This is a genomic window from Streptomyces sp. NPDC001450, assembly GCF_053597295.1.
The window spans coordinates 134874-160304 of record NZ_JBSFHY010000012.1 but is presented as its reverse complement, the minus strand read 5'-3'; the positions used below and the strand labels follow the sequence as shown (position 1 = coordinate 160304).

At 70.7% G+C, this 25431-nt stretch carries 18 protein-coding genes; 14 read left to right on the top strand and 4 right to left on the bottom strand.

Translation table 11 applies throughout. From position 1 onward, the window contains the following. Positions 1–4 precede the first annotated feature (4 nt). From dapF to hflX, 4 genes are all read left to right on the top strand, one after another. Positions 5–904: a diaminopimelate epimerase gene (gene dapF / locus ACWC5O_RS15970; RefSeq protein WP_450586906.1), complete on the top strand. Its 900-nt coding sequence runs from the start codon at positions 5–7 to the stop codon at positions 902–904. Between the two features lie 282 nt (positions 905–1186). Further along, the gene (locus ACWC5O_RS15965) at positions 1187–3415 is read left to right on the top strand and encodes a RelA/SpoT family protein (protein ID WP_450586908.1); all 2229 of its coding nucleotides are present in this window, start codon (positions 1187–1189) and stop codon (positions 3413–3415) included. Positions 3416–3565: 150 nt separating this feature from the next. After that, positions 3566–5104, top strand: coding sequence for a M1 family metallopeptidase (locus tag ACWC5O_RS15960; RefSeq protein ID WP_450586910.1), 1539 nt, complete (start codon positions 3566–3568; stop codon positions 5102–5104). A gap of 132 nt (positions 5105–5236) precedes the next feature. Beyond that, the gene (gene hflX / locus ACWC5O_RS15955) at positions 5237–6727 is read left to right on the top strand and encodes a GTPase HflX (RefSeq protein ID WP_450586911.1); all 1491 of its coding nucleotides are present in this window, start codon (positions 5237–5239) and stop codon (positions 6725–6727) included. Between the two features lie 64 nt (positions 6728–6791). Here hflX and ACWC5O_RS15950 read toward each other — a convergent pair whose 3' ends face one another. Beyond that, on the bottom strand, positions 6792–7991 hold the full coding sequence (locus tag ACWC5O_RS15950; protein WP_450586913.1) for a trypsin-like serine peptidase: 1200 nt from the start codon (positions 7989–7991) through the stop codon (positions 6792–6794). Between the two features lie 135 nt (positions 7992–8126). Next, complete coding sequence (locus ACWC5O_RS15945; protein ID WP_450586914.1) at positions 8127–9359, bottom strand: trypsin-like serine peptidase; 1233 nt, start codon at positions 9357–9359, stop codon at positions 8127–8129. Between the two features lie 290 nt (positions 9360–9649). Here ACWC5O_RS15945 and ACWC5O_RS15940 point away from each other — a divergent pair, with 290 nt between their 5' ends. From ACWC5O_RS15940 to ACWC5O_RS15925, 4 genes are all read left to right on the top strand, one after another. Beyond that, positions 9650–11122, top strand: coding sequence for a diaminobutyrate--2-oxoglutarate transaminase family protein (locus ACWC5O_RS15940; protein ID WP_450586915.1), 1473 nt, complete (start codon positions 9650–9652; stop codon positions 11120–11122). A 166-nt stretch (positions 11123–11288) separates the two neighbouring features. Then, the gene (locus ACWC5O_RS15935) at positions 11289–13235 is read left to right on the top strand and encodes an IucA/IucC family protein (RefSeq protein WP_450586916.1); all 1947 of its coding nucleotides are present in this window, start codon (positions 11289–11291) and stop codon (positions 13233–13235) included. Between the two features lie 69 nt (positions 13236–13304). Beyond that, the gene (locus tag ACWC5O_RS15930; RefSeq protein WP_450586917.1) at positions 13305–14084 is read left to right on the top strand and encodes a GNAT family N-acetyltransferase; all 780 of its coding nucleotides are present in this window, start codon (positions 13305–13307) and stop codon (positions 14082–14084) included. Positions 14085–14386: 302 nt separating this feature from the next. Then, a complete protein-coding gene (locus ACWC5O_RS15925; protein WP_450586918.1) occupies positions 14387–16363 on the top strand; it encodes an ATP-dependent DNA helicase in 1977 nt (658 codons plus the stop codon). 141 nt (positions 16364–16504) lie between these two features. Here the strand turns inward: ACWC5O_RS15925 and lexA are convergent, their stop codons facing one another. Beyond that, positions 16505–17284 carry a transcriptional repressor LexA gene (gene lexA / locus ACWC5O_RS15920; RefSeq protein ID WP_094216449.1) on the bottom strand — a complete coding sequence of 260 codons (780 nt, stop codon included), beginning with the start codon at positions 17282–17284 and terminating at the stop codon, positions 16505–16507. Positions 17285–17848: 564 nt separating this feature from the next. Between lexA and nrdR the strand changes: the two genes are divergently transcribed. The 3 genes from nrdR (at position 17849) to ACWC5O_RS15905 (ending at position 22353) form a co-directional block, all read left to right on the top strand. Further along, positions 17849–18400 (top strand): transcriptional regulator NrdR, encoded by a 552-nt coding sequence (nrdR, locus tag ACWC5O_RS15915; protein ID WP_450586921.1) that lies wholly within the window; start codon positions 17849–17851, stop codon positions 18398–18400. Between the two features lie 162 nt (positions 18401–18562). Continuing rightward, the gene (locus ACWC5O_RS15910; RefSeq protein WP_450586922.1) at positions 18563–21463 is read left to right on the top strand and encodes a vitamin B12-dependent ribonucleotide reductase; all 2901 of its coding nucleotides are present in this window, start codon (positions 18563–18565) and stop codon (positions 21461–21463) included. Positions 21464–21564: 101 nt separating this feature from the next. After that, on the top strand, positions 21565–22353 hold the full coding sequence (locus ACWC5O_RS15905; RefSeq protein ID WP_450586924.1) for a DUF2785 domain-containing protein: 789 nt from the start codon (positions 21565–21567) through the stop codon (positions 22351–22353). Between the two features lie 3 nt (positions 22354–22356). Here ACWC5O_RS15905 and ACWC5O_RS15900 read toward each other — a convergent pair whose 3' ends face one another. Then, a complete protein-coding gene (locus ACWC5O_RS15900) occupies positions 22357–22890 on the bottom strand; it encodes a TerD family protein (RefSeq protein WP_450586926.1) in 534 nt (177 codons plus the stop codon). Between the two features lie 152 nt (positions 22891–23042). Between ACWC5O_RS15900 and ACWC5O_RS15895 the strand changes: the two genes are divergently transcribed. From ACWC5O_RS15895 to ACWC5O_RS15885, 3 genes are all read left to right on the top strand, one after another. After that, positions 23043–23648, top strand: a complete 606-nt coding sequence (locus ACWC5O_RS15895; RefSeq protein WP_450586927.1) for a YdbC family protein — start codon at positions 23043–23045, stop codon at positions 23646–23648. A gap of 128 nt (positions 23649–23776) precedes the next feature. Further along, entirely contained in the window at positions 23777–24436 is a 660-nt protein-coding gene (locus ACWC5O_RS15890) for a histidine phosphatase family protein (RefSeq protein WP_450586928.1), read from the top strand. Positions 24437–24448: 12 nt separating this feature from the next. After that, positions 24449–25351: an ADP-ribosylglycohydrolase family protein gene (locus ACWC5O_RS15885; protein WP_450586929.1), complete on the top strand. Its 903-nt coding sequence runs from the start codon at positions 24449–24451 to the stop codon at positions 25349–25351. The last annotated feature ends 80 nt before the right edge of the window (positions 25352–25431 follow it).

Below are 25431 nucleotides of genomic sequence, written 5' to 3'. Positions count from 1 at the left end.
AGGAATGAGCACGCGCAAGCGGATCCCCTTCCTCAAGGGCCACGGCACCGAGAACGACTTCGTGATCGTCCCGGACCCCGAGAACACCCTCGACCTCACTCCGGAGGCCGTCGCCATCCTGTGTGACCGCCGCGCCGGCATCGGCGGCGACGGGGTGCTGCACGTCGTACGGTCCGCCGCGCACCCGGAGGCCCGGGAGATGGCCGCCGAGGCGGAGTGGTTCATGGACTACCGCAACGGCGACGGCTCGATCGCGGAGATGTGCGGCAACGGCACCCGTGTGTTCGCCCGCTACCTCCAGCACGCCGGACTCGTGGGCGAAGGCGACCTCGCGATCGCCACGCGCGCGGGCGTGAAGAGCGTGCACATCGCGAAGACTGTGCCCAATAGCGGCTTCGCCGCCGGTGACGTCACCATCGGCATGGGCAGGGCCCGCCTGCCCGAGGGCGAGGTCACGGTGAACGTCGGCGAGCGCAGCTGGCCCGCGCGCAACGTGAACATGGGCAACCCGCACGCCGTCGCCTTCGTCGAGAACCTCGCGCACGCAGGCAACCTGTACGCCCCGCCGCCCGTCAGCCCGGCCGCCGCCTACCCGGACGGGGTCAACGTCGAGTTCGTCGTCGACCGCGGCCCCCGCCACGTCGCGATGCGCGTGCACGAGCGCGGCTCCGGCGAGACCCGTTCCTGCGGCACGGGTGCGTGCGCGGTCGCCGTGGCCACCGCCCGGCGTGACGGCGCCGACCCGGCCGTCACCGGCACGCCGGCGACGTACACCGTGGACGTACCCGGCGGACGTCTGGTCATCACCGAACGGCCCGACGGAGAGATCGAGATGACCGGACCCGCCGTGATCGTCGCCGAGGGCGAGATCGACTCCGAGTGGCTGGAAAACGCGCTCCGCTGACCTGGGGAAACCGCGCAACGAGCGGCTCCGGACGCCTGGTTCGGCGATTTCCGGCGGCCGGGACCGTTCGAAACCGCGGCCGAGTGCAGGGCAGGTGGCGCAAACTCTAAACCTCCTCGTCGTCGCTCGAATGGGTGATCCGTTTCACGCTCGGCCAGAGGCGGCCAGTCGCACGTGGTGGGCTCGGTAGCATCAAGCACCGGCACGGACGGGGGAACGTCGCCATCCCTGAGCCGCGCATGCCCTGGGCTCTGTCCGCCGGTCGACGAGCCGGAGGTGCCCATGAGTGCGGAGGCCACGAACCCTGCGACCCCTGGCCCGGTAGCGCCCCCGGCGCCCGCAGTGGCCCGCAGGAAGTCCCGGGCCCGGATCGACCTGCGCAGGCTCGGCCGGGCCGCGCTGCTCGGCCCCGCCGCCCGCGGCAGACTGCCCGACGCGATCGGCCACGTCGTCGAGGCGCACCGCGCCCACCACCCCGACGCGGACCTCGAACCCCTGCGCCGCGCCTACGTCCTGGCCGAGTCCTCGCACCGAGGTCAGATGCGCAAGAGCGGCGAGCCGTACATCACGCACCCGCTGGCCGTGACCCTGATCCTGGCCGAACTCGGCGCCGAGACCACCACCTTGACGGCATCTCTGCTCCACGACACCGTCGAGGACACCGATGTGACGCTGGAGCAGGTGCGGGAACAGTTCGGCGAGGAGGTGCGGTATCTGGTCGACGGCGTCACGAAGCTGGAGAAGGTCGACTACGGAGCGGCCGCCGAGCCCGAGACCTTCCGCAAGATGCTCGTCGCCACGGGCAGCGACGTGCGCGTGATGTCGATCAAACTCGCCGACCGTCTGCACAACATGCGCACGCTCGGCGTGATGCGCCCCGAGAAACAGGCCCGGATCGCCAAGGTCACCCGCGACGTCCTCATCCCGCTCGCCGAACGCCTCGGCGTGCAGGCCCTGAAGACCGAACTGGAAGACCTCGTCTTCGCCATCCTGCACCCCGAGGAGTACGCACACACCCGGGAGCTGATCGCCGCGAACGCGGCCCGCTCCGACGACTCCCTCGCGGAGATCGCCGACGAGGTCCGCGGGGTGCTGCGCGAGGCCGACATCCCGGCCGAAGTCCTCATCCGCCCCCGCCACTTCGTCTCCGTCCACCGTGTGGCCCGCAAGCGCGGAGAACTGCGCGGCGCCGACTTCGGCCGCCTCCTGGTGCTCGTGAACGAGGACGCGGACTGTTACGGCGTCCTCGGCGAACTGCACACCTGCATGACGCCGGTCGTCTCGGAGTTCAAGGACTTCATCGCCGTACCGAAGTTCAACCTCTACCAGTCCCTGCACACCGCGGTCGCCCGCGCGGACGGCCAGGTCGCCGAAGTCCTCATCCGCACCCACCAGATGCACAAGGTCGCCGAGGCCGGCGTGGTCGCCCTCGGCAACCCGTACGCGCCCGGCTCCGACGACCCGGCCGACGGCGAGCGCGCCGACCCCACCCGCCCCGGCTGGCTCTCCCGCCTCCTCGACTGGCAGCAGGCCGCGCCCGACCCGGACACCTTCTGGTCCACCCTGCGCGAGGACCTCGCCCAGGACCGCGAGATCACCGTCTTCCGGCCCGACGGCGGCACCCTGGGCCTGCCCGAGGGCGCCACCTGCGTGGACGCCGCCTACGCGCAGTACGGCGAGGACGCCCACGCCTGCATCGGCGCCCGCGTCAACGGCCGCCTGGCGACCCTCAGCACGGTTCTGAGGGACGGCGACACGGTCCAGCTCCTCATGGGCCAGGACCCGGCTTCCGAACCCTCCCGCGAGTGGCTGGAGCACGCCCACACCGCGGCCGCCCGCATCGCCATCCAGCGGTGGCTGGCCACGCACCCGGCCGGGGACGCGGAGGACGGGACCGAGGAAGGGGGCGGGACCATCGCGGCCGCGGCGAGCGGCGCCGAGGGCGGGACCGCCAGAGCCGGCGGGGGCACCGCCGGCGCGGGAGGCGGCGCGGCCGCGGCGAGCGGTACGGCCGCCCGGTCCGCCGGGACCGACGGCGCCCCCGCGGGCCGCCCGCGCGGCGCCGACGTCCTGGTGGACCGTCCCGGGGCCACCGTGCGCCTCGCCGGCTGCTGTACGCCCGTACCGCCCGACGAGATCACCGGCTTCGCCGTACGCGGGGGAGTGGTGACCGTGCACCGCGTGGGATGCGCGGCCGTGGCGCACATGAAGAGCCGGGGGCGTGCGGAGATCGGTGTGCGCTGGGGAGACACCACCGCGTGCCGGGTCACCCTGGTCGCTGAATCGTTCGGCCGCCCCCATCTGCTCGCCGACCTCACCGAGGCGATCGCTCTGCAGGGCGCCGAGATCGTCTCCGCGACGGTGGAACCCCCGAGCCAGCAGCGGGTGCGCCACACCTACACCCTCGAGCTCCCCGAAGCGGCCCACCTCCCGGCCCTCATGCGCGCGATGCGCGACGTGGCCGGCGTGTACGACGTGAGCAGGGCCCAGCACCAGGCGCCCGCTTCCTAGAGACGCCGGGAGTCCTGATCGAAGAGACGCCAGGCTTCCTGGCAGAGCAGACGCCCGGCTTCCTGAAGAAGGCGCTCCGGACCAACCCGTTCGGGTGGGCCGGGCGCGCGTCGCCGCCGTGGCGCACGCGCGCGCTGGTAGCGGTGTTGCATGCCGCTCACCCCCCGCCCGCGCGCGAACCACCGGCCCCTGCGCCGCCGGACGGCGGCCCTGCTCGCCTCCGCCGTCTCCGTCTGCCTCCTCGCGGCCGCCGCACCCGCCCAGCCCCTGGGCGTCGGCGACCGCCTCTACCCGTACCTGGGCAACCCGGGATACGACGTGGCGTCGTACGACCTGTCCTTCACCTATCCCGGCTCCAACGACAAGCCGCTCCAGGCCGTGACCACCATCGACGCCTGGACGACCACCGCCCTGGACCGCGTCAACCTCGACTTCGCGCACGGCAGGGTCGAGTCCGTCGAGGTCGACGGCCGCCGCGCCGGCTTCACCAGCGTCGGCGAGGACCTGGTCGTCACACCGGACCGCCCCCTGCACAAGGGACACTGGACCCGGATCACCGTGAAGCACACCAGCGATCCCGTCGCCGGCAAGGACGAGGGCGGCGGCTGGGTGCGCACCTCCGACGGCCTTGCCATGGCCAACCAGGCCGACGCCGCCCACCTGGTCTTCCCGTGCAACGACCACCCCTCCGACAAGGCGATGTTCACCATCCACGTCACCGCCCCGAACGACTACACCGCCGTGGCCAACGGGGTACCGGCCGGAGCGGTCCGGGTCGGCGCCACCACCACCTGGACCTATCGCACCGAGCACCCCATGGCCACCGAACTCACCCAGGTGTCCATCGGCCGCTCCGCCGTCCTGCACCGCGAGGGACCGCACGGGCTGCCGGTCCGCGACGTCGTGCCCAGCGCCGACCGCAAGGTACTCGAACCCTGGCTCGCGAAGACGCCCGACCAGATCGCCTGGATGGAGAGCAAGGTCGGCAAGTTCCCGTTCGAGACGTACGGGATGCTCATGGCACAGGCCTCCACCGGCTTCGAACTGGAGACGCAGACCCTCTCGCTCTTCGAGAAGCACCTGTTCACCGAGCCCGACTACCCCCAGTGGTACATCGAGTCGGTCATGGTGCACGAGCTGTCCCACCAGTGGTTCGGCGACAGCGTCAGCCCCCGCACCTGGTCCGACGTCTGGCTGAACGAGGGCCACGCCACCTGGTACGAGTCCCTCTACACGGAGGAGAAGGCGCACAAGCCCATGGAGGACCGGATGAAGGCCGCTTACAGCGTCTCCGACAGCTGGCGCGCCTCCGGTGGCCCGCCCGCCCGGCCCAAGCCGCCCGCGCCCGGCCAGAAGATCGGCATCTTCCGCCCCAACATCTACGACGGCGCCGCGCTGGCGCTGTACGCCCTGCGCCAGGAGATCGGCGTACGGGCCTTCGAGCGCCTGGAGAAGCTGTGGGTCAAGCAGCACCGGGACTCCACCGCCACCACCGCCGACTTCGTCCGACTCGCCTCGGCCGTCGCCGGCCGCGACCTGAGCGGGTTCCTCACGGACTGGCTGTACGGCGAGAAGACCCCGCCGATGCCCGGCCACCCGGACTGGAAGAGCATGGAGCCGGCCAAGGACGCCAAGCACGCCAAGCACGCCGAAGACGCCAGGCACGCCAAAGGCCCGGCCCGGAAATAAGGCGGTGACGAGACGGGCCGTACCGTGCGACCATCTTCAGGTCGGCGCGGCACGGACACGGGAATCTCCCGGGGTGCCCACGCGTTCTCACTATGACCGCCCAATCGGCATTCGCATCGACGTAAGGATCCAATGACCTCCTCTTCTTCCCCTTCCCAGGACACCAAGCGCCTCGCGCACGACTATCCCGAAGGTCTTCGGGCCGATGCCCTGATGGAAGAGGACGTCGCCTGGAGCCACGAGATCGACGGCGAGCGGGACGGCGACCAGTTCGACCGCTCCGACCGCGCGGCGCTGCGCCGTGTGGCCGGCCTCTCCACCGAGCTCGAGGACGTCACCGAGGTCGAGTACCGACAGCTCCGCCTGGAGCGGGTCGTGCTCGTCGGGGTGTGGACCACGGGAACGGCGCAGGACGCGGACAACTCCCTCGCGGAGCTGGCCGCCCTCGCCGAGACCGCGGGCGCGGTCGTGCTCGACGGCGTGATCCAGCGCCGGGACAAGCCCGACGCGGCCACCTACATCGGCTCCGGCAAGGCCCTGGAGCTGCGCGACATCGTCCTCGAAACGGGCGCCGACACCGTCATCTGCGACGGTGAGCTGAGCCCGGGCCAGCTGATCCAGCTCGAGGACGTCGTCAAGGTCAAGGTCATCGACCGTACGGCCCTGATCCTCGACATCTTCGCCCAGCACGCCAAGTCCCGAGAGGGCAAGGCGCAGGTCGCGCTCGCGCAGATGCAGTACATGCTGCCGAGGCTCCGAGGGTGGGGTCAGTCGCTGTCCCGCCAGATGGGTGGCGGTCGCGGCGGCCTCGCCACCCGTGGCCCCGGTGAGACCAAGATCGAGACGGACCGGCGACGGATCCGCGAGAAGATGGCGAAGATGCGCCGGGAGATCGCGGAGATGAAGACCGGCCGCGAGATCAAGCGCCAGGAGCGCCGGCGCCACAAGGTGCCGTCCGTCGCCATCGCGGGCTACACCAACGCCGGCAAGTCCTCCCTGCTCAACCGCCTCACCGGCGCGGGCGTCCTGGTCGAGAACGCCCTGTTCGCGACCCTGGACCCGACCGTCCGGCGCGCGGAGACGCCGAGCGGCCGCCTCTACACCCTGGCCGACACCGTCGGCTTCGTCCGGCACCTGCCGCACCACCTGGTCGAGGCGTTCCGCTCCACCATGGAGGAGGTCGGTGACTCCGACCTGATCCTGCACGTGGTGGACGGCTCGCATCCGGCCCCGGAGGAGCAGCTCGCCGCCGTGCGCGAGGTGATCCGGGACGTCGGCGCCACCGACGTACCCGAGATCGTCGTGATCAACAAGGCGGACGCGGCCGACCCGCTGGTGCTCCAGCGGCTGCTGCGGATCGAGAAGCGCTCCATCGCGGTCTCGGCCCGCACCGGCCAGGGCCTCGAGGAACTGCTCGCACTGATCGACAGCGACCTGCCGCGGCCGTCGGTCGAGATCGAGGCGCTCGTGCCGTACACGCACGGCAAGCTCGTCGCCCGCGCCCACACCGAGGGCGAGGTGATCTCCGAGGAGCACACCGCGGAGGGCACCCTGCTCAAGGTCAGGGTGCACGAGGAACTCGCGGCCGACCTCGCGCCGTACGTTCCGGCGCAGCTCGCCTGAGACACGCAGGACAGCCAGAAGGCCCGCCCCTTTCGCGAGGGGCGGGCCTTCTGTCGTGTGCGGGTCACCGACCGCCGTACGTCTTGCTCATGTCCTCGTAGAGGGCCTGCGCCTCCTGGCCCAGCTGCGGGCCGGCGAGCCAGGTGTTGTTCGTCGGGCCGATCGACGTGTTCGAGACCAGCTCCGTCTTGCCGTTCACCACACGGAACCAGCCGCCACCGGAGGAGCCACCGGTCATGGTGCAGCCGATCCGGTACATCGTCGGCAGCGACGAGCTCAGCGACAGCCGGCCGGGCCGGTCGAGGCACTTGAACATCTTCAGCCCGTTGAACGGCGGCGCCGCCGGGTAGCCCCAGGCGCCCATGGTCGACACCTGGGTCGCGGACGGCGCCGAGAAGTCGACGTCGAGGGCCGCCCCGACCGTCTCCTCCAGCGACTTCGCCCCGGACTCGGGCTTCACATGCAGCACCGCGTAGTCGTACGCCGCACCCGAGCCGCCCGTTTCCGAGCCGCCCTGGATCCACTCGTTCGAGGTCGAGGCCCAGTCCGCCCACCAGGTGCCGTACGGGGCGACCTGCGAGGTCGTCGCGTTCGCCAGTTCCGACTCCGGCTTGCCGAGGTCGTTGTACGACGGCACGAAGGCGATGTTGCGGTACCAGCCGCCCTCCTTGCCGGCGTGCACACAGTGGCCCGCCGTCCACACCAGGTTGGACTTGCCCGGGTGGTTGACGTCCTTGATCACCGTGCCGGAGCAGACCATCGCACCCTCGGGCGAGTCGAAGAAGACCTTGCCCACGGGGGCCGCGTTCCGGTGGTACGGCGTCTTCTCCGCCACGGCCTCGACCGGCTGCGGCTCCGGATCGCTGACGCCCTGGTCGGCGGCGGCGTCCTTGGTGGACAGCGTCTTGTTGGCCTCCTTGGCGGACTTCATCCGCTCCGGCTTCCACAGGCCCTGGATCACCGGGTTGACGAAGTCCTTGGCCTCACTGAGCCACTTGTCCTTGTCCCAGTTCTTCCAGCCGCCGTTCTGCCACTTGTCGACATCGATGCCGTGCTTCTTGAGCTTGTCCGCGATGTCGGCCGGGATGTGGACCTTGCCGCCGTCGTCGGCGGCCTGGGACGCACCGGCGCCGGCCTGGCCGCCCGCCTTGTCGTCGTCGGAGCCGTTGCAGGCCGTGGCGGTGAGCGCCAGGGCGGCTACCAGGCCGGTCGCGGCGAGGACGGTACGGCGACGGCCCGTCGAGGACCTACGTGCGGAACGCATTGGTGCGATAACCCCCGTTGAAGCTTTTGATGACATCCCACTATGCCCGTGGGACTGCGGACGGACGGCGGCGAGACGGTGAAGGTTCCTGTGAGACGCCTCGCCGCCGCCCATGCCCGGGCTGTGCCCGCGGGACTACCGCCCGGCGAACTTCTTGCTGACCGAGTCGTACACGCCCTTGGCCACCTCACCCAGACGGGGACCCGCGAGCCAGCCCGAAGTCACCGGGCCGATGGACGTGTTGGACACGAGCGCCGGCTTGCCGTCCGTGCCCGTCTCCACCCAGCCGCCGCCGGAGGAGCCGCCGGTCATCGTGCAGCCGATGCGGTACATCGTCGGGTCCGGCTTGTTGATCGACAGCCGGCCCGGCTTGTCCTGGCACTGGTACGCCAGCTGACCGTCGTACGGAGCCGCCGCCGGGTAGCCGGTCGCCGTGATGCTCCGCACCTTCGGCACCGCTGGGGCGTTGAAGTTCACCGGAAGCGCGCCGCCGACCGTCTCCTCCAGCGACTTGCCGGCGTTGCCCTGCTCCGGCGTCACATGGATCACGGCGAAGTCGTAGGAGGCACCGTTGCCGCCGGTCTCACCACCCTGATCGATCCACTGCTGGGACGTCTTCGCCCCGTCGGCCCACCAGACGCCGTACGGCGCGATCGCTTCCCTGCTCGCGTTCTGCAGCTGGTCGGCCGACTTGGCCGCGTTGTTGTACGACGGCACGAAGGCGATGTTGCGGTACCAGCCGCCGCTCTTGCCGGCGTGCACGCAGTGACCCGCCGTCCAGATGAGGTTGGACTTGCCCGGGTGTGCCGGGTCCTCCACGACCGTCGCCGAGCAGACCATGGTGCCCTCGGGGGAGTCGAAGAAGACCTTGCCCGACGTGGCCGCGTTGGTGTGGTACGGCGGCCGGACGGCCTGAGCCTTCACCGGCGCCGGCGTCGGGTCCGTCACGCCCTGGTCACCGGAGATGTCGTTGTCGTCGACACCCTTGTCCTTGTCGGGGTCGTTGGCGCGCCGCATCCGGTCCGGGTCCCACAGGCCCTTGATGATCGGGTTGATGAAGTCGTTGGCCTCGCGCAGCCAGTCGTCCCTGTTCCAGTTCTTCCAGGCGCCGTTCTTCCACTTGTCGATGTCGATCCCGTGCTCTTTGAGCTTGTCCTTGATGTCGTCCGGGATCTGGATCTTTCCGTCGCCGGGCCCGTTCGCCGTCGCGCTGGCGGCCGGCTTGCCGTCGGCGTGGTCGTCACCGTTGCAGGCGGTGGCGGTCAGCGCCAGCGCCGAAGCGAGGGCGACCGTCGCCAGCACGGGGGAGGTTCTGCGGGACGCGCCCCTCCCTCGGCGAACGGTGAACGGCGGCCGTATGGATCGCATGCTCTTGACTCCCCCTGCTGTAAAGGAACTCGGCGCTTCGGCCACGGCACCGGCCAGGAACTCATGGGGAGTTCATGCCGGGCTCACGGCCCTCTGGGAACGGGACCACACACTATGCGCTCGCCGTGGGGGACTTCCGACGGAAGCGCAACAGTTCCGTCACGGCAAGGATCTTGAGGCAACCCGTAACCCGCAGGCCCGTGAGCTGTTGATAGCGGTGGGGGTCCTGCTGCCTGTGCCCGGTCCCCATGGATCAACTCGCCTCTGGACAGCGGGGAGGACAGCGAGCCGTGGCCGTGACCGAGTCGGTGGCTGAAGGCGCGCCCGGGGGAGCGCGCGCCGTGCACGAGGGAATCCTCAGGCGCCAGTCGGCGCGCGAGTCCGCGGCGCGCACCTACGCACGGGCCCTGCCCATCGTGCCCGTGCGGGCCCGGGGCCTGACCATCGAGGGCGCCGACGGCCGCCGCTACCTGGACTGCCTCTCCGGCGCCGGAACGCTCGCCCTCGGCCACAACCACCCGGTCGTGCTGGAAGCCATCCGCCGCGTCCTCGAATCCGGCGCCCCGCTCTCGGTCCTCGACCTGGCGACCCCCGTCAAGGACGCCTTCATCACCGAGCTGTTCCGCACCCTGCCGCCCGGGCTCGCCGACCGCGCCCGCGTCCAGTTCTGCGGACCGGCCGGCACCGACGCGGTCGAGGCCGCCTTCAAACTGGTCCGGGCCGCGACCGGGCGCACCGGCATGCTCGCCTTCACCGGTGCCTACCACGGCATGACCTCCGGAGCCCTGGCCGCCTCCGGCGGCGCGGGCGACGTACGGGTCGCCCGCCTGCCCTACCCGCAGGAATACCGCTGCCCCTTCGGCGTCGGCGGCCCGCCCGGCGCCGAACTCGCCGCCCGCTGGACCCAGTCCCTCCTCGACGACCCCAAGTCGGGCGTACCGCTGCCCGCCGGGATGATCCTCGAACCCGTCCAGGGCGAGGGCGGGGTGATCCCGGCGCCGGACGACTGGCTGCGCCGCATGCGGCAGATCACGGCCGACCGGTCCGTCCCGCTGATCGCCGACGAGATCCAGACCGGTGTCGGCCGCACCGGCGCCTTCTGGGGCGTCGGGCACAGCGGTGTCACGCCCGACGTCATGGTCCTGTCCAAGGCCATCGGCGGCAGCCTCCCGCTGGCCGTGGTCGTCTACCGCGACGACCTCGACGTCTGGGAACCCGGCGCCCACGCGGGCACCTTCCGCGGCAACCAGCTCGCCATGGCCGCGGGCACCGCCACCCTGGCCCACGTCCGTGAGAACGGCCTCGCCGAGCGAGCCGCCGCGCTCGGCTCCCGGATGCTGTCCGAACTGCGCCGGCTTCAGTCGGAGTTCCCCTGCGTAGGGGACGTCCGGGGCCGTGGCCTGATGATCGGCGTCGAACTGGTGGACCCGGAGGGCGAGGCGACCGGGCCGGGCGAACTCCCCTCCGCCGGTGACCACCACGTCACGACCGGCGCGCTGGAACCCACCCGCACGCCTCGCCCCGCCGACCCCGAACTCGCCGCGGTCGTCCAGCGGGAGTGCCTCCACCGCGGTCTCATCGTGGAGCTGGGCGGCCGCCACGACAGTGTCGTACGGCTCCTTCCGCCGCTGACCATCAGCGACGAGCAGGCGGCAGCCGTACTGGACCGCCTCGCCGACGCGGTGGCCGCAGCGGCCCGTCCTCAGCAGGGCCGCGGCCGCCGTCAGCGACAGCAGGGCGGCCCTGCCCAGGGCACCGGCTAGGAACCGCACGCCGGCGGCCCCATCACCGAAGCCGGAGAACCCACCACGGCCGGCACCACACCCCCGCGCCACCAGGACTCCCCACCGACCACGGCACGACGACCGAGCGGGCCCGACCGAACGAGAACAGCCGCGCCCCACCCCAGACCAGCCCCGAGGAGCCGTCTTGAACGCCACCCCCACACCCGACGGCCGGTCCGGCGGCCCCGACGACCAGGGGGACTCCGGCTCCCAGCCCTCTCCCGTGCCGCTCGCCGAGTCGGTTCCCCCGCAGAAGAGGCGAACCCCGGACGGCACGCGTGCGGGAGAGCTCGGCGCCGATCCGCTGGACGATCCCGACCCCCGCACCGCAGCCCAGGCCGCCGCCGTGGAGAGCCTCCTGCGCTGCTGGGTACGGGAGACGAACCTCGCCGCCCCCGCGACCAACACCCTGCGCATCCCGCTGCCCGGCAGCGGCACCGCCCTGATCGCACCGATCCGCCACTGGTCGCCGACGGGCTGGCACCGCTTCGGGCCACCCCGTCTCGCCGACGTCCCCGAAACGGCCCCACCGGTCAACGCGGTCACCCTCGCCGCACTGCTCGCCAGGGAGACACCCGGGGACAGGGAGGGCAGAAGCATCTCGAGGCCCACGGCCTCCGACGACGGCGCCGAGCTGGTCGCCAGGGTGGCCGACTCCCTGCGCCGCACCGCGATCTTCATCCGCGACCGCCGCGCACACCCGGCGGACGGCCCCGACCTGTTCCTCGGCGCCGAGCAGGCCCTTCTCCTCGGACACCCCCTGCACCCGACCCCGAAGAGCCGGGAGGGCCTGACGGAGGCCGAGGCCCGGCTGTACTCGCCGGAGCTGCGCGGCTCCTTCCCTCTGCACTGGATGGCTGTCGCCCCCTCTCTGCTCGCGACCGACTCGGCCTGGACCGAGCGCGGCCGCCCCGTCCCCGCCGACCACCTCACGCAACGACTCGCCGGGACCGCCCTGCCCCTGCCCGACGGATACTCCGCCCTGCCCCTGCACCCCTGGCAGGCGCGCGAGGTCCGGCACCGTGAGCCCGTCGCCGCGCTGCTCGACTCCGGCGCCCTCCGCGACCTCGGTCCTCTCGGCTCCGACTGGCACCCCACCTCCTCCGTACGCACCGTCCACCAGTCCGGCGCCCCGGCGATGCTCAAGCTGTCGCTGGGCCTGCGCATCACCAACTCCCGTCGCGAGAACCTGCGCAAGGAACTCCATCGCGGAGCCGAGGTGCACCGGCTGCTGCGCGGCGGGCTGTTCAAGCAGTGGCAGGCCGTGCACCCCGGGTTCGACATCGTCCGCGACCCGGCCTGGCTCGCCGTCGACGACCCGGACGGCCGCCCCGTGTCCGGCCTCGACGTCGTGATCAGGCACAACCCGTTCGCCCCGGCCGACGACATCGGCTGCGTCGCCGGTCTCGTCTCACCCAGGCCCCTCGCCGAACCCGGCACCGACGCCCCACCGATGCTGGGCTCCTGGCCCCACCGGTCCCGACTGGCCCAGCTCGTCGCACGACTGTCCGCACGCACCGGCCGGCCCGTCGGAGCCGTCGCCGCGGAGTGGTTCCTGCGCTACCTCGAGCAGGTCGTCCGGCCCGTGCTGTGGCTGGACAGCGAGGCCGGCATCGCCCTCGAGGCCCACCAGCAGAACACGCTGCTCCTGCTCGACCGCGACGGCTGGCCCGCCGGCGGCCGCTACCGCGACAACCAGGGCTACTACTTCCGCGAGTCCCGGCGAGCCGACCTCGACGCCCGGCTGCCCGGCATCGGCGAGCGAAGCGACACGTTCGTCTCCGACGAGGTCGCCGACGAACGCTTCGCGTACTACCTCGCCATCAACAACGTGCTCGGCCTCATCGGCGCGTTCGGCTCCCAGCGCCTCGCCGACGAGCGACTGCTCCTCGCGGCGTTCCGCCGCTTCCTCACCGACGTCGCCTCGGGCCCCGTCGCCCCGCGCTCCGCGCTGCCCGGCCTCCTGCTCGACTCACCCGTCCTGCGCTGCAAGGCCAACCTGCTGACCAGGCTGCACGGCCTCGACGAACTCGTCGGCCCGGTCGACACCCAGTCCGTCTACGTCACCATCGCCAACCCCCTTCACTCCTGAACGAAGCGCACTGTCTTCCGTCGTCTCCGAGGGCCATGGCCCCCCTTCGTCCCCTGAGAGGAGCGCTCCGTGCCTCCCACCGACGCGAGCGCCGGCACCGGCCCCGGCTCCGTCCCCCTCCACCCGGGCGGCGCCAGCCCCTGGGACATCCAGGGCACCGGGGACGAGGGCGCCGGGGACGCCGCGTCCTTCGGGGACGGCGAGGACACGCTGGACCTGCGCCTGCCCGACGAGTTCGTCACCCAGTTCGCCGCGCCGCGCCTCGCCGACGGCCTGGACGACCTGCTCGACCACGTCCCCACCTGGGGGCCGGCCCCCACGCCCGTGGGCAGGTTCGAGCTGGTACCCGTACGCGTCGAGCACGACCTGCCGCTCGTCCAACGCTGGATGAACGACCCCGCCGTCGCCCCGTTCTGGGAGCTGGCCGGGCCCCACAACCCGACGGAGAGCCATCTGCGCGCCCAACTCGACGGCGACGGACGCAGCACGCCCTGTCTGGGTGTGCTGGACGGCACCCCCATGAGCTACTGGGAGATCTACCGGGCGGACCTGGATCCACTGGCCCGCCACTATCCGGCCCGTCCGCACGACACCGGGATCCACCTCCTCATCGGCGGTGCCGCCGACCGAGGGCGCGGACTGGGATCCGCCCTGCTCAGAGCCGTGGCCGATCTGGTCCTCGACCGTCGCCCCGCCTGCGCTCGTGTCGTCGCGGAGCCCGATCTTCGCAACACCCCCTCCGTGGCCGCCTTCCTGAGCGCCGGCTTTCGGTTCGCGGCCGAGGTCGACCTGCCCGGCAAGCGGGCCGCCCTCATGATCCGGGACCGAGTCCTGCGCGGTCTGATGTAACGCCACGTGACGGTGCGTTCACATGTTGTACGTACGACGGGCCGCCGTGGTTCCCGCTCGCCCGGAACGAATTTCGGAGCCTCGCCGAAGACCGGGGGGCGGGGCCCCGCCGAAAGACCGAAGGAGCGGAGCCCTGCCGAAAGACAAAAGGATCGGAGCCCCGCCGAAGTGCCGTACGCGCCGCCCGTGCCGCCCGCCCCGCGTCGATCCAGTCCCGTCCCAGGAGCCCCGGCAGTGATCCCACCCCTCGTACCAGCCTTGATCGCCCGTTTGTCAGTGCCGGGCCGTAGGGTGGTCGGGCTATGACGAAGCCCTCACTCCCCGAACTCCTGCATGCCGCCGTCGCAGCCGTCGGCGGCACGGAGCGCCCCGGCCAGGTGGCCATGGCCGAATCGGTCGCCGAGGCGATCGACGACGGATCCCATCTGCTGGTCCAGGCCGGCACCGGCACCGGAAAGTCGCTGGGCTATCTCGTGCCCGCGCTCGCGCACGGGGAGCGTGTGGTGGTCGCCACGGCCACACTTGCGCTGCAACGCCAGCTCGTGGAACGCGACCTGCCCCGTACCGTCGACGCCCTGCACCCGCTGCTGCGCCGCCGTCCGGAGTTCGCCATGCTCAAGGGCAGGTCGAACTACCTGTGCCTGCACCGCCTGCACGAGGGCGTGCCGCAGGACGAGGAGGACGGCCTCTTCGACCAGTTCGAGGCCGCCGCGCCCACCAGCAAGCTGGGCCAGGACCTGCTGCGCCTGCGGGACTGGGCCGACGAGACCGAGACCGGCGACCGCGACGACCTCACGCCGGGCGTCTCCGACCGTGCCTGGTCGCAGGTGTCGGTGTCCTCACGGGAGTGCCTGGGCGCGTCGAAGTGTGCCTACGGCGCCGAGTGCTTCGCGGAGATGGCCCGCGAGCGTGCCAAGCTCGCCGAGGTCGTCGTCACGAACCACGCGCTCCTGGCCATCGACGCCATCGAGGGCGCCCCGGTGCTGCCACAGCACGAGGTGCTGATCGTGGACGAGGCGCACGAGCTGGTCTCCCGCGTCACCGGCGTCGCCACCGGCGACCTCACGCCCGGCCAGGTCAACCGTGCCGTGCGCCGAGCCGCCAAGCTCGTCAACGAGAAGGCCGCCGACCAGCTCCAGACCGCCGCCGAGGGATTCGAGCGGGTGATGGAGCTGGCCCTGCCGGGCCGTCTGGAGGAGATCCCGGAAGACCTCGGCTATGCCCTGATGGCGCTGCGGGACGCGGCCCGCACGGTCATCTCCGCGATCGGCGCGACCCGTGACAAGTCCGTCCAGGACGAGGACGCCGTCCGCAAGCAGGCACTGGCCTCGGTGGAGACGGTGCACGACGTGGCGGAGCGGGTCCTCAACGGCTCCGAGTGGGATGTCGTCTGGTACGAGCGCCACGACCGGTTCGGTGCCTCCCTCTGTGTCGCCCCCATGTCCGTCTCCGGGCTGCTGAGGGAGAAGCTCTTCGCGGACCGCAGCGTCGTCCTCGCCTCGGCGACCCTCAAGCTGGGCGGCGACTTCAACGGCGTGGGTGCCTCGCTGGGGCTGGGTCCCGAGGGCGTGGAGGGCGAGGATCTCCCGGCCTGGAAGGGCATCGACGTCGGCTCGCCCTTCGACTACCGCAAGCAGGGCATCCTCTATGTCGCCAAGCACCTCGCCCGCCCCGCACGGGACGGCGAGCGCACCGACATGCTCGACGAGCTGACCGAGCTGATCCAGGCGGCCGGCGGTCGCACCCTCGGACTGTTCTCGTCGATGCGGGCCGCCCAGCTCGCCGCCGAGGAGCTGCGCTCCCGGATCCCCGAGTTCCCGATCCTGCTCCAGGGCGAGGAGACCCTCGGCGAGCTGATCAAGAACTTCGCGGCCGACCCCAAGACCTGTCTCTTCGGCACGCTGTCGCTGTGGCAGGGCGTCGACGTCCCGGGCCCCAGCTGCCAACTGGTCGTCATGGACAAGATCCCGTTCCCGCGCCCGGACGACCCGCTGATGAGCGCCCGCCAGAAGGCGGTGGAGGAGGCGGGCGGCAACGGCTTCATGGCGGTGGCCGCGACGCATGCGGCCCTGCTGATGGCCCAAGGTGCCGGCCGCCTCGTACGGGCCTCCGGGGACCGCGGTGTGGTCGCCGTACTGGACCAGCGGCTTGCCACCGCGCGCTACGGGGGCTACCTCAAGGCGTCGCTGCCCGACTTCTGGTACACCACGGACCGTAACCAGGTGCGCAGGTCGCTCGCGGCGATCGACGCGGCCGCGAAGCAGGCGGAAGCCGAGTGAACCTCTCCCACCTGGACCGTTAGGCCCAGGTGGGGCGGACGGCGGCGCTGGGTGGAGCGGAACGCACAGGGCCCCGGAACCGGCGCAGGGGTTCCGGGGCCCGGTCAGGGAGCGGGCCGTCCGGCCCGTCCGCCGCAGCCGTCACACGCGCCGCAGCACGGCGACGACCTTGCCGAGGATGGTCGCGTCGTCGCCGGGGATCGGCTCGTAGGCCGAGTTGTGCGGGAGGAGCCAGACATGGCCGTCCTCGCGCTTGAAGCGCTTGACCGTGGCTTCGCCCTCGAGCATGGCCGCCACGATGTCGCCGTTCTCGGCGACCGGCTGGCGGCGGACGGTGACCCAGTCGCCGTCACAGATCGCGGCCTCGATCATGGAGTCGCCGACGACCTTGAGGACGAACAGTTCCCCGTCACCGACGAGCTGCCGGGGGAGGGGGAACACGTCCTCGACCGACTCCTCCGCGAGGATCGGGCCACCGGCGGCGATACGGCCGACCAGCGGGACGTACGACGCCGCGGGCTTGCCGGCGGTGTCCGTGGGCTGCACGGTCACGGCCTGGTCGGAGCCGCGCACCTCGTACGCGCGCGGGCGGTGCGGGTCGCGGCGGAGGAAACCCTTGCGCTCCAGCGCCATCAGCTGGTGCGCGACCGAGGACGTGCTGGAGAGTCCGACGGCCTGGCCGATCTCGCGCATCGACGGCGGGTAACCGCGCCGCTGCACGGAGTCCCTGATGACCTCGATCACCCGGCGCTGCCGGTCGGTGAGTCCGGAGCTGTCCGCCCGGATGCCTGGAGGTCGGCCCGGCAGGGAGCGCTTGTGCCCCTCGGGATTCGTGGCTTCGTTCATCGCATGTACCGGCTCGACTCGGCCCTGGGAGCGGTCCTGGGCAGTGATGGTGGCACTGTCTGCGGTGGTGGTCACGTCGGCCCCTCTCGATGGTCTCCCTGCTGGACAACGGTAGTTGCTTTCGAAAGGTTGCGCCAAACACACGTTCGAGTGAAAAAGTGCGATTCACCTGACGCGATCGTGTGTCCGGGTGTATGGCTAACGCGACCTCTGGCAGACAAAAGCGCCCATTGTTGTACGCTTCACCGCCGGGGTGGATCACCTCGTAGGTTGCTTCCCCAGTCTGCCACCCGGAACCCCGTCAACCGGGATCCGGGTCTCTTCTGTGCCGGAGTCCTACGCGTCCTCCGTGCGGCGCCCACGCTATCTCCGCAAGTGTCCTGGCGGTACGTCCGCGCGCGCGTGTTTGCACAGGTGGCGGGGTGACTGGGCCGTACGGGTGTGTACGCGTGCGACACGCGCGAGCTGTCGATGTATCAGCCAATCCCCACATCTAGTGGTTGGATTGCTACAGCAGCCCACAAGTTGTGGTCCCCCGGGTCTGTGAGGCCTCTGCGATCGCCTATGCTTGGGGCTGCTTCGAGAGGCCCCTGAGGCCTCTGGGGGCTGTTTAGTCTGCTGTGAGGAGGGTTGGAGATCATGCACTGCCCCTTCTGCAGGCACCCCGACAGCCGCGTGGTCGACAGTCGTACGACCGACGACGGCACGTCGATCCGCAGGCGCCGTCAGTGCCCTGACTGCTCCCGTCGTTTCACGACCGTGGAGACGTGCTCGCTCATGGTGGTCAAGCGGTCCGGGGTCACCGAGCCATTCAGCCGTACCAAGGTCATCAACGGCGTGCGCAAGGCATGCCAGGGGCGGCCTGTCACCGAGGACGCACTCGCCCAGCTGGGTCAGCGGGTCGAGGAGGCGGTGCGGGCCACCGGAAGCGCCGAGCTGACCACCCACGACGTGGGTCTGGCCATACTCGGCCCGTTGCAGGAGCTCGACCTCGTCGCCTATCTGCGATTCGCCTCCGTCTACCGGGCGTTCGACTCGCTCGAGGACTTCGAGGCCGCCATCGCGGAGCTGAGGGAAGCGACGCGAGGCCCCGCCGCGGACGACGAAGACGCGGGAACGGGGAGCCAGGAAGACGATCGCGGGCCCGGAGAGACCACTCAGGTCCCCGTGCCCGCCCACGCCGCCGACTGACCGGCAGGCCGGAACCGGACGGAGACCCGGGTTCCGGCCGGGAGGCGGCGACCCAAGACCTGTTGCGGGCGGATCTGAGGGTGCCCGCAACACAAGACAGAACACCGTGTCACGGGAACATCGTGGCACTTCAGGGCGTTTCAGCCCGTAGAGGGAGGCGGCATGACAGAGACGGCGAGCGGTCCGGCACGAGGTTCCCGAGCGAAGGGCACCAAGGCCAGCAAGGGGCTGCGTATCGAGCGCATCCACACCACCCCCGGCGTACACCCGTACGACGAGGTCGAGTGGGCGCGCCGTGACGTCGTCATGACCAACTGGCGCGACGGCTCGGTCAACTTCGAGCAGCGTGGCGTCGAGTTCCCCGACTTCTGGTCGGTGAACGCGGTCAACATCGTCACCAGCAAGTACTTCCGCGGTGCCGTCGGCACCCCGCAGCGCGAGGTCAGCCTCAAGCAGCTGATCGACCGCATCGTGAAGACGTACCGGAAGGCCGGCGAGGATCACAAGTACTTCGCCTCGCCCGCCGACGCCGAGATCTTCGAGCACGAGCTGGCGTACGCCCTCCTGCACCAGATCTTCAGCTTCAACAGCCCCGTCTGGTTCAACGTCGGAACCCCGCAGCCCCAGCAGGTCTCCGCCTGCTTCATCCTGTCCGTCGACGACTCCATGGAGTCGATCCTCGACTGGTACAAGGAAGAGGGCATGATCTTCAAGGGCGGCTCCGGCGCCGGCCTGAACCTCTCCCGCATCCGCTCCTCCAAGGAACTGCTGTCCTCCGGCGGCAACGCCTCCGGCCCGGTCTCCTTCATGCGCGGTGCCGACGCCTCCGCCGGCACCATCAAGTCCGGCGGCGCCACCCGCCGGGCCGCCAAGATGGTCATCCTGGACGTCGACCACCCCGACGTCGAGGACTTCATCGAGACCAAGGTCAAGGAAGAGGAGAAGATCCGCGCCCTGCGTGACGCGGGCTTCGACATGGACCTCGGTGGCGACGACATCACCTCCGTCCAGTACCAGAACGCCAACAACTCGGTCCGTGTGAACGACGAGTTCATGAAGGCGGTCGAGCAGGGCGGCAAGTTCGGTCTGCGTGCGCGCATGACCGGCGAGGTCATCGAGGAGATCGACGCCAAGTCCCTGTTCCGCAAGATGGCCGAGGCCGCCTGGGCCTGCGCCGACCCGGGCATCCAGTACGACGACACCATCAACCACTGGCACACCTGCCCGGAGTCCGGCCGGATCAACGGCTCGAACCCCTGCAGCGAGTACATGCACCTGGACAACACGTCCTGCAACCTGGCCTCGCTGAACCTGATGAAGTTCCTCAAGGACGACGGCAAGGGCAGCCAGTCCTTCGACACCGTGCGTTTCCAGAAGGTCGTCGAGCTGGTCATCACCGCGATGGACATCTCGATCTGCTTCGCGGACTTCCCGACCCAGAAGATCGGCGAGAACACCCGCGCCTTCCGCCAGCTCGGCATCGGCTACGCCAACCTCGGCGCCCTGCTGATGGCGACCGGCCACGCGTACGACTCCAACGGCGGCCGCGCCCTGGCCGGCGCCATCACCTCCCTGATGACGGGTACGGCCTATCGCCGCTCCTCCGAGCTGGCCGCGGTCGTCGGCCCGTACGACGGCTACGCCCGCAACGCCGGTGCCCACAAGCGCGTCATGAAGCAGCACGCCGACGCCAACGGCACGGCCGTCCGCATGGACGACCTGGACACCCCGGTGTGGGCCGCCGCCACGGAGGCCTGGCAGGACGTGCTGCGCCTCGGTGAGCAGAACGGTTTCCGTAACTCCCAGGCCTCCGTCCTCGCCCCGACCGGCACCATCGGTCTGGCGATGTCCTGCGACACCACCGGTGTCGAGCCCGACCTCGCGCTGGTGAAGTTCAAGAAGCTCGTCGGCGGCGGCTCGATGCAGATCGTCAACGGCACCGTCCCGCAGGCCCTGCGCCGCCTGGGTTACCAGGAGGAGCAGATCGAGGCGATCGTCGCCCACATCGCCGAGCACGGCAACGTGATCGACGCCCCCGGCCTCAAGCACGAGCACTACGAGGTCTTCGACTGCGCCATGGGCGAGCGCGCCATCTCTCCGATGGGCCACGTCCGCATGATGGCCGCGATCCAGCCCTGGATCTCCGGCGCCATCTCCAAGACGGTCAACATGCCGGAGACGGCGACCGTCGAGGAGGTCGAGGAGATCTACTACGAGGCCTGGAAGCTGGGCGTCAAGGCACTCGCGATCTACCGCGACAACTGCAAGGTCGGCCAGCCGCTCTCCGCCAAGAAGAAGGAGGACGAGAAGGCCGAGATCACCGAGAAGGCCGAGGAGACGATCCGTACCGCGGTCGAGAAGGTGGTCGAGTACCGCCCGGTCCGCAAGCGCCTCCCCAAGGGCCGCCCGGGTATCACCACGTCCTTCACGGTCGGTGGCGCCGAGGGCTACATGACCGCCAACTCCTACCCGGACGACGGTCTCGGCGAGGTCTTCCTGAAGATGTCCAAGCAGGGCTCGACTCTCGCGGGCATGATGGACGCCTTCTCCATCGCGGTCTCCGTCGGCCTCCAGTACGGCGTGCCACTGGAGACGTACGTCTCGAAGTTCACGAACATGCGCTTCGAGCCGGCCGGTATGACGGACGACCCGGACGTGCGGATGGCGCAGTCGATCGTCGACTACATCTTCCGTCGCCTGGCGCTGGACTTCCTGCCCTTCGAGACGCGCTCCGCGCTCGGCATCCACTCCGCCGAGGAGCGTCAGCGGCACCTGGAGACCGGCTCATACGAGCAGTCCATCGACGATGACGAGGTCGACGTCGAGGGTCTGGCCCAGTCGGCGCCGCGCGCCCAGGAGCTGAAGGCCGTCGCCACCCCGAAGGCCGAGGCCGAGGTGGTCAAGCCCGCCCCGAAGCAGGCGCACACCAGCGCCGAGCTGGTGGAGATGCAGCTGGGCATCCAGGCCGACGCCCCGCTGTGCTTCTCCTGCGGCACGAAGATGCAGCGCGCCGGCTCCTGCTACATCTGCGAGGGCTGCGGCTCGACCAGCGGCTGCAGCTGATGACACGCGGTTCCTGAGGTAATGGGCGCCGGCCATGGGCCGGCGCCCCTTACCTTTCTGGTTGCTTCTCCGGGGTGAGCGGGACGCCGTAGTCTCCGATCATGACCATGCCCCAGCGGTACGACGTCGACATCCGAGACCTCCCTGAGCCGGACCGGGCCACGGCCCTCGACGCCTTGGCCGAGGACCTTCGTTCACCCGATCCCGTGGTGCGCGACGACGGCGCCTACCTCGCGGCCGTCCGCTGGATACCGGCGCTCGGTCCGGGGGAGCGCGGCCGGCTCGGCGACCGTATGACCGTTCATCTGAAGGACCCGGCTGTGCAGGCGCGCAGCTTCGCGCCGCTCGTTCTCGCCCGGATCGTGGGGACCGGCGACTGGCGGCCGCAGTGGTGGGACGCCTTCGCGGACTGGTACCCCGCGGAAACGGATCTGCGCGGCCATGACCCGGACCTGGGCTGGGTGCACGCCGTCGCCCACGGAGCGGATCTCCTCGCGGCACTCGCCCGGCACCCCGGCCAGCGGCCCGAGCCGCTCGCCGAGTTGGCCACGGCCCGGTTGCTGGCGCCCACGGATCACCTCTTCGACGCGCAGGAGGACGACCGTCTCGCCTACGCGCTCGCGCAGATCCTCGTCCACCCCGCCCTCACCGAGGCCGGCTCGGTGCGCTGGCTGGCCCCGGTCGCGGCGGCCTTCCGCACCGGCGAGCCCGGCCCGGTGCCGGCCTGGGCCTCCAACGCCATGCGCACGCTGCGGATGCTCTACGTCCTGGCCGACCGGGGGCTGAGCAGGCGCAACACGGACGAGTCGCCGCGCTCGCTCACCCACCGCGAGGCTGTCCTGGAGGAACTGGCCCGCACGCTCGCGATCGTGGCCCCCTACACGGCCTGAGCGTCAGTGCCGGTTCACCCTGCCCATGACCCGGGTGAAGGTGGCCGGATCCTCGTCGAAGCCGTGGACACCGGCGCGGAAGGTCCACCCGCCGGACTCGTCCCGCACGAACTCGGCGATCGTGGCCGCCGTGGCCCCGAAGGCCGAGCCGAAGTCGTCCTCGGCGAGCACGGTGTAGCCCTCACGGACGCGCATGGCCGGATTGAGCACGTCGACGAATGTCCTGGGCCCGGACTGCTGTTGGATGACGACACCGACCACCACGCGCGCGTACCGGCTGTCGAGCCGGTCCAGTTCGAGCGTCATGACCTCGTCCCAGCCGAATCCCTTGCCGTCCGTGCTGTCCCGGTTGAGGAAGATCGTGCCGTCCGGCGAGCGGCTGTCGTGGTGCACCAGATAGGCCGGAGTTCCGTACGGGTCACCGGACACGAAGGTCGCGGCGACGATGTCGAGGTCGGTGGGCGGCTGACCCGCCGGACTGGGGTCCCACTTGAGGGCGACCTCGATCTTGCGGTTTCCCTTGCTGAAGCCGGTCACCGGGCTTCCCCTTCCCCCTGGAGATCCTTCTTTCCCAACTCCCTTGAAGCCGGGGTTCCTTGCTCATCGTGCCACGCGCGCGGGGGCGTATGCGCGGGCGATCTCCGCCGGAGCGTGACCGACGCCACGCCCGGTGGCCTTACGATGGCGCGGTGCTGGTCAAGTGGATTCGCTGCACCGTGGTGGACCGCCGCGGCTTCGAGCGGGGGCAGCGGAAATGGGCGGGGCTTCTGGGGGAGCCGGGATTTCGGGGGCAGGGTGGAGGCTGGAGCCGGCAGCGGCCGGGAGTGGCGCACATCTTCGCCTTCTGGGAGAGCCGTGCCTTCTACGACTCCTTCATGGCCCGCTCCCACGACCGCCTGGCGGCCACCCAGTCCGGCACGTTCAAGGACGCCCAGGTCAAGCTGTTCGAGTACCGCTTCGACGTGAAGACCGGCTTCGAGCCCCGGTTCACCGACTCGGACCTGATCCGTGTGGCCCTCTGCCGGGTGCACGAGGAGCGCGTCGAACACTTCACCCTCATGCAGGAGAAGGTCTGGAACCCCGCGATGGCCGGCTCGCCCGGCATGATCCGGGGCATGTTCGCCGAGGCACCCGAGCACGAGTTCCTGGTCCTGTCCATGTGGCGGTCGGCGGCCGAGCACGGCAAGTACCGCACCGAGCGGGTGGAGCGTCTCGCCCTGCGCGCCCAGACGGAGGCGGACATCGCCGCTCTCTCCGGCGACATCGTGGAGCTGGAACCGTCCTGGACGGTCTGAGATAGTTGGAAAATCAAATGCTTGAATTGCGCGTCGGGAGCGGTTCCATACGCGGGATTCGTGTGACCTACGCCGTATGGGGCCCGTACGAGTGCTCGACCGTCCCCGGCACGATCTAGGGTTTTGGCATGGCACGACCACGGCGCATCGTCCTTGTCCGGCACGGCGAGTCAACGGGCAATGTTGATGACTCCGTGTACGAGCGGGAGCCCGACCACGCTCTCGCGCTGACCGAACGCGGCTGGCGGCAGGCCGAGGAGACCGGCAAGACGCTCCGGGAACTCTTCGGCCGGGAACGTGTGAGCGTGTACGTCTCCCCGTACCGCCGTACGCACGAGACCCTGCGCGCCTTCCACCTCGACCCCGACCTCATACGGGTGCGGGAGGAGCCCAGGCTGCGCGAGCAGGACTGGGGCAACTGGCAGGACCGCGACGACGTACGCCTGCAGAAGGCGTACCGGGACGCGTACGGCCACTTCTTCTTCCGTTTCCCGCAGGGGGAGTCCGGCGCCGACGTGTACGACCGGGTCGGCGGCTTCCTGGAGAGCCTGTTCCGCAGCTTCGAGGCCCCGGACCATCCGCCGAACGTGCTCCTGGTGACCCACGGACTCGCGATGCGACTGTTCTGCATGCGCTGGTTCCACTGGACGGTCGCGGAATTCGAGTCGCTGTCGAACCCCGGGAACGCGGAGATGCGGATGCTCGTTCTCGGGGATGATGACAAGTACACCCTCGACCGGCCCTTCGAGCGCTGGCGGGACCCGGTGCCGTACTGGGTCACCGGATAGAGTGGCAGGGCGATGACCGCTGACTCTTCTTTCCGGCGCCTGGAGCGCGCCCTGGCCAGCCTGCGCGGACTGGCGGTGGGGGACGCGCTGGGCTCGCAGTTCTTCGTTCCGGTGAACTACCCCCTGCTCAAGCGCCGCGAGACGCCGGCGGGCCCCTGGCAGTGGACCGACGACACGGAGATGGCCTGCTCCGTGGTGGCCGTCCTGGCCGCCCACCAGCGCCTCGACCAGGACGCACTGGCCCGCTCCTTCGCCGCGCATCACGACTTCGACCGGGGCTACGGCCCCGCCGTCAACCGGCTGCTCCGCCTCGTCCGGGAGGGCCAGGACTGGCGTGAGCTGGCCGCGGGCCTCTTCAACGGACAGGGCTCCTGGGGCAACGGCGCCGCGATGCGCATCGCGCCCCTGGGCGCCTGGTACGCGGACGATCCGGAGCAGGCGACCCACCAGGCGGAGATCTCGGCGTATCCCACGCACCAGCACCGTGAGGCCGTGGTCGGCGCGATGGCCGTCGCCGCGGCCGCTTCACTGGCCGCCTCGCCGGACGGCCCGCCCAGCCCCGAGGAGCTCCTCGACGGCGTCATCGCCCTCGTGCCGAAGAGCGCCGTCGGCGCCGGGCTGCGCCGCGCCCGGGACATGCTCGACTACGGCGACGCGGGCACGGTCGCGGCCGTCCTCGGGTGCGGACGCCGTACGAGCGCCCATGACACCGTCCCCTTCGCGCTCTGGTCCGCGGCGCGGTCCCTCGCCGACTTCGAGACGGCGTTCTGGACGACCGCCCAGGTGGGCGGGGACGTGGACACCACCTGTGCGATCGTGGGTGGTGTGCTCGCGTCCGCCAAGGCGGGGGCGCCGCCCGCGGAGTGGGTGGAGCGGACCGAGGCGCTGCCGGACTGGGTACCCGAAGGCTGCTGAAGACCGTCTCTGCGACTCTCCGTGCCCGCCGGGAACTCTGCGTGACTGTCGCCCGTTGTCCTGGTATCCGCCACCTGCCC

Bases quoted from the DNA above. Each gene is read 5' to 3' on its own strand.
- dapF (WP_450586906.1), top strand. From the start codon at position 5: ATGAGCACGCGCAAGCGGATCCCCTTCCTCAAGGGCCACGGCACCGAG.
- ACWC5O_RS15965 (WP_450586908.1), top strand. From the start codon at position 1,187: ATGAGTGCGGAGGCCACGAACCCTGCGACCCCTGGCCCGGTAGCGCCC.
- ACWC5O_RS15960 (WP_450586910.1), top strand. From the start codon at position 3,566: ATGCCGCTCACCCCCCGCCCGCGCGCGAACCACCGGCCCCTGCGCCGC.
- hflX (WP_450586911.1), top strand. From the start codon at position 5,237: ATGACCTCCTCTTCTTCCCCTTCCCAGGACACCAAGCGCCTCGCGCAC.
- ACWC5O_RS15950 (WP_450586913.1), bottom strand. From the start codon at position 7,991: ATGCGTTCCGCACGTAGGTCCTCGACGGGCCGTCGCCGTACCGTCCTC.
- ACWC5O_RS15945 (WP_450586914.1), bottom strand. From the start codon at position 9,359: ATGCGATCCATACGGCCGCCGTTCACCGTTCGCCGAGGGAGGGGCGCG.
- ACWC5O_RS15925 (WP_450586918.1), top strand. From the start codon at position 14,387: ATGACGAAGCCCTCACTCCCCGAACTCCTGCATGCCGCCGTCGCAGCC.
- nrdR (WP_450586921.1), top strand. From the start codon at position 17,849: ATGCACTGCCCCTTCTGCAGGCACCCCGACAGCCGCGTGGTCGACAGT.
- ACWC5O_RS15910 (WP_450586922.1), top strand. From the start codon at position 18,563: ATGACAGAGACGGCGAGCGGTCCGGCACGAGGTTCCCGAGCGAAGGGC.
- ACWC5O_RS15905 (WP_450586924.1), top strand. From the start codon at position 21,565: ATGACCATGCCCCAGCGGTACGACGTCGACATCCGAGACCTCCCTGAG.
- ACWC5O_RS15890 (WP_450586928.1), top strand. From the start codon at position 23,777: ATGGCACGACCACGGCGCATCGTCCTTGTCCGGCACGGCGAGTCAACG.
- ACWC5O_RS15885 (WP_450586929.1), top strand. From the start codon at position 24,449: ATGACCGCTGACTCTTCTTTCCGGCGCCTGGAGCGCGCCCTGGCCAGC.